Here is a 12,798-nt window from a genome sequence, read left to right as displayed (position 1 = left end):
CATGAACCACGAAGGTTCGTGGTTCATGGCACGGAACGTGGTTCGTCGGCGTCACGGCGGGTGAGGAGACGGACGGCAGGAGGCGCGGCGCCGGTCAGGCGCGGGCGGCGCGCCGCTCGGCGATGCGCTTCTCGGGGTCGGGCGCGGCCTCGGCGAGCTGCTGCGTGTACGGGTGCTGCGGGTTCAGGATGACGTCGTCCGGGGTCCCCCGCTCGACCACCTGCCCCTTGTACATCACGAGGATCTCGTCCGAGAAGTGGCGGGCCGTCGCCAGGTCGTGCGTGATGTAGAGCACGCCCAGGTCTTCTTGCCGCTGCAGTTCGGCCAGCAGGTTGAGCACCCCGAGCCGGATCGACACGTCGAGCATCGACACGGGCTCGTCCGCGATCAGGATGCGCGGCTCGGGAGCCAGTGCCCTGGCGATCGCCACGCGCTGCCGCTGCCCGCCCGACAGCTCGTGCGGTCGACGCGCGGCGACGTCGGCGGCCGGACCGAGCTGGACCCGCCCGAGCAGCTCGCGCACCTTCTCGTCGACCGTCGACCGCGTCGCCTTGCCGTGCAGCAACAGCGGCCGCGCCAGGTGGTGCCCGATCGAGTGGAACGGGTTGAGCGACGCGAACGGGTCCTGGAACACCATCTGCACGTCGCTGCGGTAGCGCCGCAGGGCGTCACCGTGCCGGGGCGCGACCGCGCCGTCGAGCACGATCGACCCGCTCGTCGGCCGCTCCAGCTGCAGCAGCATCTTGGCGATCGTCGACTTGCCGCTGCCGCTCTCCCCGACCAGTGCGACCGTCTTGCCGGCCTCGAGCGTGAAGCTGACGTCGTCCACCGCGCGGAGGCGACCCTTCTCACCCCGTCCCCCGCGCACCCGGTAGTCCTTGACGACGTTGCGGAACTCGAGCGTGCTCACGCCGCGCCTCCTGTGCTCGTGGCGACGGACGTCGCCTGCTCGTGCCCCGAGGAGGCGCGGGTCGCGTCGCCCCCGGCCGTCTCGTCGACCCCGCTGCGGATGAAAGCCCCGCGGTCGCCGGTCAGGCTCGGGAACGACCCGAGCAGCTTCTTCGTGTACTCGTGCTGCGGGTTCGTGTAGAGCTCGGTGGACTCGCCGATCTCGACGATCTCGCCCGCGCGCATCACGGCGATGCGGTCGCTGATCTCGAGCAGCAGCGGCAGGTCGTGCGTGATGAAGATCACCGCGAAGCCGAGCTCGTCGCGCAACCGCCTGATCTCGCGCAGGATCTCGCGCTGCACCACGACGTCGAGGGCGGTCGTCGGTTCGTCCATGATCATCATCTGCGGGCCGAGGGCGAGCGCCATCGCGATCATCACGCGCTGGCGCATGCCGCCCGACAGCTCGTGCGGGTACGACTTGAGCCGGCTGCGGTCGACCCCGACGGTCTCGAGCAGCTTGCCCGCCCGCTCGACGCGGTCGGCCTTCTTCCAGTACGGCCGGTGGGTCTTGAAGACGTCCTCGAGCTGTGCCTGGATCGTCGTGACCGGGTTGAGCGCGTTCATCGCCCCTTGGAACACCATCGACAGCTTGTCCCAGCGGAACGCCCGCAGCGCCTTGTCGTCGAGCTCGGGCAGCAGGATGTCGGCCCCCTCGGAGTCGTGGAAGACCACCCGCCCGCCGGTGATGACGGCCGGCGACTTGAGCAGCCGGTTGATGCCGTAGGCGAGCGTCGTCTTGCCGCAGCCCGACTCCCCCGCCAGCCCGAGGATCTCGCCCCGGGCCAGCTCGAAGCTGACGTTCTTGACGGCGTGGACGGGGTGCTCGACGGCGTAGTCGACGCTGAAGTCCTCGACGGTCAGGACGGTGCTCATGCGGTGGCCCCCTCGGTGGTGCCGGCGGCGGCCTCGGCCCGCGCCAGTCGCTTGCGGTCGGCCCGGCTGACGCCGGCCCGGGTCTGGTCGCGCAGCTTCGGGTTGATGATCTCGTCGATGGCGAAGTTCATCAGCGACAGCGCGCAACCGAGCAGGGCGATCATCAGCCCCGGCGGAACGAACCACCACCAGGCGCCGAGTCGCAGCGCGAGGCCGTTCTGGGCGAAGTACAGCATCGAGCCCCAGGTGAACTGTCCCGAGACGCCGAGCCCCAGGAACGACAGACCCGCCTCGGCGAGGATCGCGAAGATCACCGCGAACAAGAACTGGCTCGCGAGCACCGGCAGCACGTTGGGCAGGATCTCGACGGCGACGATGCGCCAGGTCTTCTCGCCCGACACCCGCGACGCGGCGACGTAGTCGCGCGACCGCAGGCTCAGCGTGATGGCGCGCAGCACTCGGGCGCTGGCCGCCCAGCTCGTGATGACGATCACGAAGGCGATCACCACGAGGCCCTTCTGCGGCACGTAGCTCGACACGATGATCGCGAGCGGCAGGCCGGGGATGACCAGCACGACGTTCGAGAACAACGAGAACGCCTCGTCGACGAACCCGCCGACGTAGGTGCCGATGACGCCGAAGACGATGGCGAGCGCCATCGCGACGACGCCGACCAGCACCCCGATCAGCAGCGAGCCGCGAGTCGCGTAGGCGAGCTGGGCGAAGACGTCCTGCCCGGTCTGCGTGGTGCCGAGCAGGTGGTCACCGCTCGGGGCGCTCAGGCCGACGTCGCTGATGGCCTGCGGGTTCTGGACGACGAACGGGAAGACCAGGCCGAACAGGGCGATGGCGGCGATCATGCCGGCCCCCACCCAGAGCTTGGGCGTCACGTGCGGGAAGACCCGCGTGAGGCCCTTCCGGCCGGCGCCCGCGCCGCTGTCACCGGTGGGCGAGTTCGGGTCGGCGAGCTGGCCGAGGTCGATCGTGGACATGCTCGTCGTCCTAACGCTTGGCGCGCGTGCGCGGGTCGATGAAGCCGTACATCAGGTCGACGATGAAGTTCGTCCCCAGCACGGCGAGGGTGATGACCAGGAAGATGCCCTGCATCAGCGCGTAGTCGTTGTTCTGCGTCGCCGTGAAGAGCGCGTTGCCGATGCCCGGGTACGAGAACACCTGCTCGGTCACGATCGAGCCCGAGACGACGAACCCGAGCGAGATCGCGAAGCCCGCGAACTGCGGCAGCACGGCGTTGCGGGCCGCGTACGACTGACGGATGCGCATCGGCGACAGGCCCTTGGCCTCGGCGGTGACGATGTAGTCCTCGCTGAGGGTCGACACCATCATGTTGCGCATGCCGAGCAGCCAGCCGCCGACCGACGAGATGATGATCGTCAGCGCCGGCAGCGTGCCGTAGAGCACCGCGCTCTGGACGAACGTCCAGTTGAGCCCCGGCGTCGCCTCGTAGACGTTGTAACCGCCCGACAGCGGGAACACCCGCAGGATGCTGCCGAACACGTACAACAGGATGAGCGCGAGCCAGAAGTACGGCACCGCCTGGAACATCGTCGTCACGGGGATGAAGTTGTCGAGCACCGAGCCGCGCTTCCACCCGGCGAGGGTGCCGAGGCCCACCCCGAAGACGAACGACAAGATCGTCGCGATGCCGATCAGGGCGATCGTCCACGGGATGGCCTGGCCGATGATGGTCGACACCCCGGCCGGGAAGTACGACACCGAGATGCCGAGGTCCCCCCGGGCCAGGTTGCCGAGGTACTGCACGTACTGCGAGAACAGCGGTTCGTCCGAGTCGGAACCGAGAAGGAGGCGCAGGCTGGTCACGGTCGCCTCGCTGACCGGTCCCTTCTGCTGCATCTTGGCCAGCAGGATGTCCACCGGGTCACCGGGCAGCAACCGCGGGATGAAGAAGTTCAGCGTCAGCGCCGCGAACAACGCGACCGCGTAGAAGCCGACCTTCTGGGCGACGTACCTCACCCGCGCCTCCTGACCTTCTCGGTTCCGACCACGATCACTTGAGCTTCAGGTTCAGGACGGTCTGGGCGTTGTCCCAGGTCTTCCACGTCGCCGGGAAGTTCTCGGTGTCGTCGTCGCCGGTGGGCCAACCGGTCACCTTCGCGCTGTTGAACTCGGTCAGCGTCGACTGCAGCAGCACGGGGATGTAGGGCATGTCCTTCACGATCTCCTTCTGGATCGTGAAGTACTGCTCGGTCTTCGCCGCGACGTCGTCCGTCTGCTCGGCCGCGACGATCGCGGCGTCGACGGTCGGGTTCGAGTAACGGGCGAAGTTGTTGATCGCCTGCTCGCCCACCGGCGAGGTCGTCGTCGAGTCGAAGTTGCCGTTGTAGAGGTAGTACGGGTCGGTCGAGGGGCCCTGGCCGAGCGAGTCCATCGTCAGCTGGAACTGCCCGTTGTTGCGGGCGGCGACCCACTCGTTGTACGACTTGGCGCTCTGCGTGATCTCGATGCCGACCGCGCGCAGCTGCTCGGCCATGGCGTCGATCGCCGCGATGTAGTCCGAGTAGCCCGTGACGACCTGGATCTCGAGCTGCAGCTTCTGGCCGTCCTTGGCGTAGATGCCGTCCGAGCCCTTCGCGTAGCCGGCCGACTGCAGCAGCGCGTCGGCGCCCTCGGTGTCGGCCGTCATCGGCGTCTCCTTCTCGACGTCGGGGCTGATGTAGTCGTCGTCACGACCGAGGGTCATGAAGGTCGGCGAGATCTGCTTGTTCGTGCCCGAGAAGGCCAGGTCGTTCAGCTGGTCGCGGTTCATCGCCTTGTAGATCGCCTGGCGCACGGCCGGGTCGGTCTGCGGGCCGGTGCAGCCGAGGTCGGCGTTCGAGCAGGTCATCAACGTGATCTGCTGCAGCGGGGTGGCGACGTAGCTGACGTCGGGGTTGCTGCCGAGCACCTTGTCGGCCTCGGGGATGAAGATGCTCGACCAGTCGAGGTCGCCGCCGACGATCGCGTCGGTGGCCGACGTGTTGTTCGCCAGGGCGATGTAGCGGATGCTCTTGACCTCGGGCTTGCCCGACTGCCAGTAGTTCGGGTTCGCCTTGTAGACGTAGCTCTGCGGGGTGAAGGTGTCGAGCATGTACGGGCCGGTGCCGATCGGCTTCTCGACCGGGTCGGTGGCGATGTCGGACAGCTTCGAGAAGACGTGCTCGGGCACGATCGCGGCCTGGCCGAGGATGTCGGGGCCCTTGACGAACGAGGTGTCGTCGAACGTGAAGACCACCGTGTCGTCGTCCGTGGCCTCGACGGTGCCCTCGAAGCCGACGCGGTTCAGCTCGGGCTTGTCGAGCATCGTCTGGAACGTGTACGCGACGTCGTCGGCCGTGAAGTCCTCGCCGTCGCTCCACTGCACGCCGGTGCGCAGGTCGACCGTCAGCTCGGTGCCGTCGTCGTTCCACTCGTAGTCCTCACCCAGCATCGGCTTGGGGTCGGCGCCCGTGAGGACGTTGTAGTAGAAGAGCTGCTCGTAGAGCAGGCCCTGCGAGGTGCTGTCGGCCGTGGCCGAGAACGGGTTGAAGTTGGCGGTGAGGTCGCCCGCGGGGCCCGTGTTGGCGGTGATCCCGCCTTCGTCGCCTCCGCTCGAGGCGGTGCAGCCGGTGAGCGCCAGGCCCGCGGCGGTCGCGAGTGCGATCGCACCGAACCCGACCCGTCGGCGGTTGGTCATGGAGAGAGGCATCGTCGACCCTTCGTCTGGCCAGGCGCCGTCGCCTGGTCCCGGGGTCTTTCTTAGACGACTTACGTAAGCGAGTCAAGAAAGTCGTGAGCCCGTGTCGGGATCGTGACCTGCGCCTCCTGCCGCACCGCGCCGCGGGGTCAGCGCGAGATGGCGCGTTGCACGACGAGGGCGGCCGCGCCGATCGCGGCCGCGTCGCGCGGGTCGGTCGAGACCTCGACCCGTGTCGTGTGGACGCCCCGCGAGAACGCCGTGCGGGCCAGGGCTTCGACGGCCGCGCGGGCGTAGATCGAGCCGGCGACCGCGACCCCGGGGCCGCTCAGGACGACGCGGTCGAGGTCGAGCAGGTTGGCGAGGGTGACGACGCCCGCGGCGAGTTGCCCGGCCGCCCGGGTGACCAGGGCGTCGGCCGCGACGTGACCGGCGATCGCGGCCCGCGCGAGCAGGTCGAAGTCCCCCTCGACCCCGCCCGGAGCCCAGGTCAGGCCGAGGTCGTCGAACGCGGCGGCGTCGCGGTGCGCCCGGGCCACGACGGCCCCCGGCGAGGCGGCGAGCTCGAGGCAGCCGCGGTTGCCGCAGTAGCAGGGCTCACCGTCGAGGTCGATCGAGACGTGGCCGAGCTCGCCGGCGCCCGAACTCGCGCCGCGGTGCAGCGCCCCGTCGAGCACGATGCCCGAACCGACCCCCGTGCCGAGGTACACGCAGGCGAACGTCTCGGAGCGCGGCACCTGGCGACTCCAGAACTCGCCGAGCGCCGCGGCCGCCGCGTCGTTGTCGACGATGACGGGCAGGCCGAGGCGCAGGGCCAGCGCGGCGTGCAGCCCGGCGTGGAGAGCGCTCTCGGTGGAGCGCGGGCCCGTGCGGACACCGTGCGCGAGGGTCGCCCGCGGGCCGACGACGGCCAGGCCGGCCACCGCCCCGCTCGCGAGTCCGAGGCTGCCGACGACGTCGTGGAAGCCGTCCACGACGCGGACAGCGGCCGCCGTGACGTCGTCGGACGCGGCCGGTCCGGCGTCGACCTGCAGGCGGCCGACGACTCCCCCGCGCATGTCGGTGACGACGTAGGTGAGCGAGTCCGCACCGATCTGCACGCCCATGCCGTAGACGGCCCGCGGGTTGATCTCGACCATGGTGCGGGGCTTGCCGCCCGTCGACGCCGCCCGACCGGTCTCGCGGACGAGGCCCTCGTCGAGCAGCCGCCGGACGATCGTCGAGATCGACGCCTGCGTCAACCCGCTGGCCTGCGCGAGCTCGACCCGGCTGATCGGACCCGACGACCGCACGAGGTCGACGACGAGTTCGCGGCTCGTCTGCGGTGCGGGCTGCGCCGGGGACTGCGTCGTGGGCAGCGGGTACGGGGCGGGCCGAGGCGCGGTCGGATCGGGGTCGCGGGTCACCACGGGCGTCGCTCCGACCTGTCGGGGGCTGTAGGTTCGGGCGCATGACCGACTCGATCGTCGACACCCGGGTGACCCCTGCCGGGCCGGGCGACCGCCGTCGTGTCGGTCTCGCCCTCGTCCGCCCCGGCGAGATCTTGGGGGCGGAGCCGTTCTACCACGAACTCATCGCCGGCATCGAACGCGTGCTGCGTCCCCGGGGCCACACCCTGTTGCTGCAGGCCCTCGCCGATCGCGACGCCGAACTGGCGGCCTACCGGCGGTGGGCGACCTCGGGCGACTTCGGCGCGGTGGTGCTGGTCGACCTCACCGACGACGACCCCCGCCCCGCCCTGCTGCGCGAGCTCGGCCTGCCCGCGGTCGTGCTCGGCGACCCCGCGCTCTCGGGCGACCTGCCCGCCGTCTGGACCGGCGACGGCGTCGCCATGCGCGACACGGTGGCCGCGCTCGTCGCGGACGGACACCGTCGGCTGGCGCACGTGTCGGGCCCGGCGGCGCTGCTGCACACGCAGGTGAGGCAGGAGGCGCTGGTCGCCGCGAGTCGCGCCTCCTCGTCCGTCGTCCGGACGATCGAGGGCGACTACTCGTGGGACGCCGGCGCGGCCGCCCTCTCGCGTCTGCTCTCGGAGCCGATGCCGCCGACGGCCGTCGTCTTCGACAACGACCAGATGGCGCTCGGCGGCCTCGCCGCGGCGCAGCGCCTCGGGGTCGAGGTGCCGACCCGGCTGACGCTCGTCGCCTGGGACGACTCCTCGCAGTGCCAGTTGTCGACACCGTCGCTGTCGGCGGTCAGCCACGACGTGCAGCGCATCGGCGAGGTGGCGGCCGGCATGCTGCTCGCCGTGTTGGCGGGCGAGGGCGTGGCGTCGGTCGAGGCGCCGCCCGCGTCACTCGTGCGGCGGGGGTCGTCGGGCCCGGCGCCGATCTGACCTCACCCGGGTGATTCGAGGGTGACTCGACATTCATCCTTCGCATTCCGGACAGATCGGTGGGGTTCTCTCAGGTTCCGGATAGGTTCGACGAGCACGGGGAACCTGATCCGTGCTGCGTGTCTCACCCGGCACTGGGCCGTGGGCGGACAAGCGATGACGCTTGCACCACCGATCAAGAAAGCACTCACCACGTGATCACCAAGTTCTCTTGGCGCCGTGCGGTGGCCGTCCCGGCCGTCGTCACGCTCGCCCTCGGAGGGGCCCTCCTCTCGACCACCGCCGCACAGGCCGCCCAGGGCGACCTGGTCGTCTCGAGCCCGGCCACCGGCACCACCACGAACAGCCGCACCGTCTCCGTCGCCGGCAGCGCCACCCCCGGAGCAGCCATCGAGGTCTTCACCGACTCGACGGCGACGACCTCCCTCGGGACCGCGGACGCCGACGCCACGTCCGGCGCCTACACCGCCGCGCTGACGCCCTACGCCGACGACGCGACTCCCGCGCAGTCCGTGTTCGTCGTCGAGTCGTTCCCCGACGAAGCGGACGAGACCGCGGCCGTCGACTTCTTCCTGCCCAACCTCGACGTCACGAGCCCCGAAGCCGGAGCCACGACCGCGACCCGCACCGTCGAGGTGACCGGCACCGGCATCCCGACCGCGTCGGTCAACCTGACCCCGTCCGCCGGTGACTCCGTCGTCGGCCAGATCATCGTCGACGCGAACCGCACCTGGACCGGCTCGGTCACCTTCCCGGCCGACGCCGCCCCGGAGCAGACCATCACGGTCGACCAGGTCCTCGGCGGCAGCGGCCGCGGCCAGGTCGTCCTGCCCGTGGTCCTCCCCGCCGTCGTCACGCCTCCGACCACGCCGGTCGCCCTGCCCGCGCCGGTCATCACCGCGCCCGCGCAGGACTCGACCGTCACCGGTTCCGAGGTCACCTTCGAAGGCACCGGCACCCCCGGCGCCGACATCGGCCTCCTCGTCGCCCCGACGCCTGCCGACGACGTGAACACGCTGGCCGACGACCCGGCCGCGCGCATCGTCGTCGACGAGAACGGTGACTGGGACGTCACCCTGGCCCTCGCACCCGGGGACTACTCGGCCGTCGCCTTCCAGGTCCAGCTCGACGCCGCCGGGCAGCCCGTCGTCGACGAGAACGGCCTCCCCGTCGTCTCCGACGACTCGACCCCGGTCGACTTCACCCTCGAGGCCGCGGCCGTCGCCCCCTTCGCGGCACCGGTCGTCACCTCGCCCGCCGCCGGCCAGGCCGTCGTCGGCTCGACGCTGACCGTCACCGGCACCGGCACCCCCGGCGCCCGCGTCGCCTTCGTGCTCTACGCACAGGGCGGCCAGCCCGCCTCGTCGGGCCCGTTCGAGGAGGCCCAGGCCGAGAGCACCATCGTGGTCGACGCCGCCGGCAACTGGACCTCGACGGTCACGGGCGTCCGTCCCGGCGCCTACACGATCGCGCCGTTCTCGTTCGCGTTGAACGCCGCGGGCGAGGCCACGGCCGTCGCCTTCGGTGACCCGGTCGACTTCACCGTCGTCCCCGCGGTCGTCACCGCCGCCACCCCGACGACGCCCACGGGCCTCGCCTACACGGGTTCGGAAGGCACCGAGACGGCCGCCGGCATCGGCGCGGCCGCGCTGCTCGCCGGTGCGCTGCTGCTGATCGCGGCCCGTCGCCGTGCGAAGCTCGCCGTCGCCGAGACGCCCGCCGAGTAACCACCCGCATCACGAGGACGGCCCCCGGCACTGCTTCGGCAGTGACGGGGGCCGTTTCGCGTCCGGCCGCACCCGCAGTCGCGGCCGCACCCGCAGTCGCAGTCGCAGTCGCGGTCGCACCACCGATGTGGTGTCGAACCATCCATGTGCGTGGTTCGACACCACATCGGTGGTGCGACATGAGCGACACGGTGCCGGCGCGCGTAGGCGCAGGCGCAGGCGCGGAACGTCAGGCCGCGGACGCACGAACGCCCCCACCTGATCAGGTGGGGGCGTTCGTGTTCGAGAGGGTGTGACGACGACCGATGGTGGAGATGGGGGGAATTGAACCCCCGTCCATCGCTGAGATTGCACGCATTCTACGGGCGTAGCCAGATGAGGCGTTCTGCTCGGCTCCGACCTTTGTTACTGGCTTCTAGGTCGACGAGCCCAGCCCGAGTGCAAGTCCCGTGTGACCCCCAGGCGTAGTCACACAGCAAGCCATCTAAATGACGTCAGGATCTGGTTAGAAGGCGGTCACCAGACTGACGGACTCCATGTGGCTCTACTGCTTACGCAGCGAGAGCGAAGTCAGTGCGCTTGTTATTGGCACTTATTGTTTTCCAGAGATCGTTTACGAGATAACCCTGGATCCTCGGCCCGCTTCTCGTTCGCACACAGGCGATGTCGAAACCGATCATCCCCATGAGGGGGCCGTCGTCACACGCTCTTGAATTACCAACGCACGTTTCCGTGCGGCCCATCAGTCTACGTCGTCGGGCGCCTTCGCGCCACCGGTGACGACCGGTCGGTCACTCCCCCAGGTGCTTGCGCGCCGACATCGCCGACTGGGCCTCGCGGGTCGCCGTGCGCTCGCGCAGGGTCTGGCGCTTGTCGTACTCGCGCTTGCCCTTGGCGAGGGCGATCTCGACCTTGGCCCGGCCGTCGCTGAAGTAGATCTTGAGCGGCACGACCGTGAAGCCGCCCTCTTTGGTCTTCTGCCCGATCTTGTCGATCTCGTGGCGGTGCAACAGCAGCTTGCGCTTGCGCCGGGGCGCGTGGTTGTTCCAGGTGCCCTCGGTGTACTCGGGGATGTGCACCGCGTCGAGCCACGCCTCGCCGGCGTCGACGAAGGCGTACCCGTCGACCAGTGACGCACGACCCTGTCGCAACGACTTGACCTCGGTGCCGCTCAACACGATGCCCGCCTCGTAGGTGGTGTCGATCGTGTAGTCGTGGCGGGCGCGGCGGTTCGTGGCCACGACCTTCTCACCGCGTTCTTTCGCCACGCTGGCCTCCTGGTCGTTCGGGTGGGGGTGCTGCCGACAGGCAGCCGTTCAGTATACAGGAGACGTCGAACGACAAAAGCCTCTCCTCACCTGATGCCGACCCTCGGTCGCAGGCTCCCTCGGCGCTGGGGTCGCGGAATCGCTTCGCGATTCTCGCAGCTCCACCGCGGGAGGCGCGGTGCCCGACTGACGGGCACCGCGCCTCCTTCACGTGGCCGGCTTCTAGACCTTGAGGTAGCGCCTGATGGCGACGTTCGCGCTGAGGGCCGCGAGCAGGATGCCGACGACGATGACGATCGGCACGACGAGGGCGGCGTCGCGCAGGCCGATGAACGGCGTGCCCTGGAAGGTCACCGCCAGGTAGCCCTTCACGAAGAAGTTCACGATCGCGATGATCGCCCCTCCCGCGAGCAACGATCCCACGAGGGCCGCGATCACCCCCTCGAGGATGAACGGCGTCTGGATGAACCGGTTGGACGCACCGACCAGGCGCATGATGCCGAGTTCTCGTCGCCGGCTGAACGCGCTCAACCGGATGGTCGTGGCGATCAGCAGCACGGCCGCGATGAGCATCAGCGAGGCGATGCCGATGGCCGTGTAGCTCGCGGCGTTCAACACCGCGAAGATCGGATCGAGGTACCCGCGCTGGTCGACCACGCTCTGGACGCCGGCCAGGCTCGACAGGCTCTCGGTGAGGACGTCGGACTGCGTCGGGTCCTTCAGGTTCACCCAGAAGGTCTCGTTGAGGTAGGCGGGCTGCACGAACTCGGTCGCCGGGCTGTCGGCGAACTGCTGCTTGAAGCGGTCGTAGGCCTGGGTCTGGTCCTCGAAGTAGAACTTGTCGACGTAGGGCGTCAGCACGTCGCTGTCGAGCTGGGCGCGGACGCCGTCGATCTGGTCCTTCGTCGCCATCGCGCCGGTGCAGTTGCCGGTCGTGTCGGTGTCGGTGCAGAGGTAGACGGCGACCTGGGCCTTGTCGTACCAGTAGCCCTTCATCTGAGTGATCTGCATCTGCAGGAGGGCCGCGGTGCCGACGAAGGTCAGCGAGATGAACGTGACGAGCACGACCGAGACGACCATCGAGGCGTTGCGACGGAGGCCGCTGCCGACCTCGCTCATGACGAGTCCCAGTCTCATGCGTCGGCTCCTCTCGTGCTGAGGTCCTCGACCCCGATGGCCTGGATGGGCACCGCCTGGGTCTGGTAACCACCGTGACGCTCGTCGCGGAGGATGTTGCCCGCACTGAGCTCGATGACCCGGCGCTGCATCTGGTCGACGATGCCGGCGTCGTGCGTCGCCATGATGACCGTCGTGCCACCGGCGTTGATGCGCTCGAGCAGGGTCATGATGCCGGCGCTCGTCGAGGGGTCGAGGTTTCCGGTGGGCTCGTCGGCCAGCAGGATCGCCGGCTTGTTGACGATGGCGCGGGCGATCGCGACGCGCTGCTGCTCGCCACCCGACAGCTCGTGCGGCAGACGGTGCTGCTTGCCGACCAGGCCGACCATCTTGAGGACGTCGGGGACGGCCTCCTGGATGAAGCCCTTGCTCTTGCCGATGACCTGCAGGCTGAACGCGACGTTGTCGAAGACGTTCTTCTGCGGCAGCAGCCGGAAGTCCTGGAACACGACCCCGAGGTTGCGCCGGAAGTACGGGACCTTGCGGCTCGAGAGGGTGCCGAGACGCTGGCCGAGGACGTGGATCTGCCCCTGCGACGGCTTCTCTTCCTTCAGCACGAGCCGCAGGAAGCTCGACTTGCCGGAGCCACTCGCCCCGACGAGGAACACGAACTCGCCCTTGAGGATCTCGAGGGTGACGGCGTTCAGCGCGGGTCGGGGGTTGCCGACGTAGACCTTGGTGACTTCATCAAACCGAATCATGACGGGGATCACCCTAAGCGCGGTCCGCGACGATCATCGCAGCGACTCGCTGCGGCGAGGCGGCTATGGATGTGCT

11 protein-coding genes and 1 other RNA gene are annotated in these 12,798 nt (G+C 69.5%); 2 read left to right on the top strand and 10 right to left on the bottom strand.

Features of this window, described 5'->3' with window-relative positions; all coding sequences use genetic code 11:
- Positions 1–94: 94 nt before the first annotated feature.
- The 6 genes from ASE87_RS03290 to ASE87_RS03265 all read right to left on the bottom strand — a co-directional run bounded on the left by ASE87_RS03290 (position 95) and on the right by ASE87_RS03265 (position 6,924).
- A complete protein-coding gene (locus tag ASE87_RS03290) occupies positions 95–910 on the bottom strand; it encodes an ABC transporter ATP-binding protein (RefSeq protein WP_043593679.1) in 816 nt (271 codons plus the stop codon).
- Positions 907–1,824 (bottom strand): ABC transporter ATP-binding protein, encoded by a 918-nt coding sequence (locus ASE87_RS03285; RefSeq protein ID WP_056225870.1) that lies wholly within the window; start codon positions 1,822–1,824, stop codon positions 907–909. Before ASE87_RS03285 ends, ASE87_RS03290 begins: the two co-directional genes overlap by 4 nt.
- Complete coding sequence (locus tag ASE87_RS03280) at positions 1,821–2,816, bottom strand: ABC transporter permease (protein WP_082059830.1); 996 nt, start codon at positions 2,814–2,816, stop codon at positions 1,821–1,823. The genes ASE87_RS03285 and ASE87_RS03280 overlap by 4 nt, the downstream gene beginning before the upstream one ends.
- 10 nt (positions 2,817–2,826) lie before the next feature.
- The gene (locus tag ASE87_RS03275; RefSeq protein ID WP_056225867.1) at positions 2,827–3,816 is read right to left on the bottom strand and encodes an ABC transporter permease; all 990 of its coding nucleotides are present in this window, start codon (positions 3,814–3,816) and stop codon (positions 2,827–2,829) included.
- 34 nt (positions 3,817–3,850) lie between these two features.
- Entirely contained in the window at positions 3,851–5,527 is a 1,677-nt protein-coding gene (locus ASE87_RS03270) for an ABC transporter substrate-binding protein (RefSeq protein WP_199859016.1), read from the bottom strand.
- A 137-nt stretch (positions 5,528–5,664) separates the two neighbouring features.
- Entirely contained in the window at positions 5,665–6,924 is a 1,260-nt protein-coding gene (locus ASE87_RS03265; protein ID WP_200925436.1) for an ROK family transcriptional regulator, read from the bottom strand.
- Positions 6,925–6,965: 41 nt separating this feature from the next.
- Here ASE87_RS03265 and ASE87_RS03260 point away from each other — a divergent pair, with 41 nt between their 5' ends.
- Both ASE87_RS03260 and ASE87_RS03255 read left to right on the top strand, forming a co-directional pair.
- The gene (locus tag ASE87_RS03260; protein WP_056225864.1) at positions 6,966–7,850 is read left to right on the top strand and encodes a LacI family DNA-binding transcriptional regulator; all 885 of its coding nucleotides are present in this window, start codon (positions 6,966–6,968) and stop codon (positions 7,848–7,850) included.
- Between the two features lie 194 nt (positions 7,851–8,044).
- Complete coding sequence (locus ASE87_RS03255; RefSeq protein WP_056225859.1) at positions 8,045–9,577, top strand: hypothetical protein; 1,533 nt, start codon at positions 8,045–8,047, stop codon at positions 9,575–9,577.
- A 306-nt stretch (positions 9,578–9,883) separates the two neighbouring features.
- Here ASE87_RS03255 and ssrA read toward each other — a convergent pair.
- The 4 genes from ssrA to ftsE form a co-directional block, all read right to left on the bottom strand.
- Positions 9,884–10,261: a transfer-messenger RNA gene (gene ssrA, locus ASE87_RS15690) on the bottom strand.
- 107 nt (positions 10,262–10,368) lie between these two features.
- Positions 10,369–10,845, bottom strand: a complete 477-nt coding sequence (gene smpB, locus ASE87_RS03250) for an SsrA-binding protein SmpB (protein ID WP_055971963.1) — start codon at positions 10,843–10,845, stop codon at positions 10,369–10,371.
- Positions 10,846–11,067: 222 nt separating this feature from the next.
- On the bottom strand, positions 11,068–11,982 hold the full coding sequence (ftsX, locus tag ASE87_RS03245; protein ID WP_043593665.1) for a permease-like cell division protein FtsX: 915 nt from the start codon (positions 11,980–11,982) through the stop codon (positions 11,068–11,070).
- On the bottom strand, positions 11,979–12,722 hold the full coding sequence (gene ftsE, locus ASE87_RS03240) for a cell division ATP-binding protein FtsE (RefSeq protein WP_043593759.1): 744 nt from the start codon (positions 12,720–12,722) through the stop codon (positions 11,979–11,981). The genes ftsX and ftsE overlap by 4 nt, the downstream gene beginning before the upstream one ends.
- Between the last annotated feature and the right edge of the window lie 76 nt (positions 12,723–12,798).

The sequence above is a fragment of the Frigoribacterium sp. Leaf44 genome (assembly GCF_001421865.1).
Lineage (GTDB): Bacteria > Actinomycetota > Actinomycetes > Actinomycetales > Microbacteriaceae > Frigoribacterium.
The sequence above is the reverse complement of the archived record's forward strand: the minus strand, read 5'-3'. Positions and strand labels throughout refer to the sequence as shown.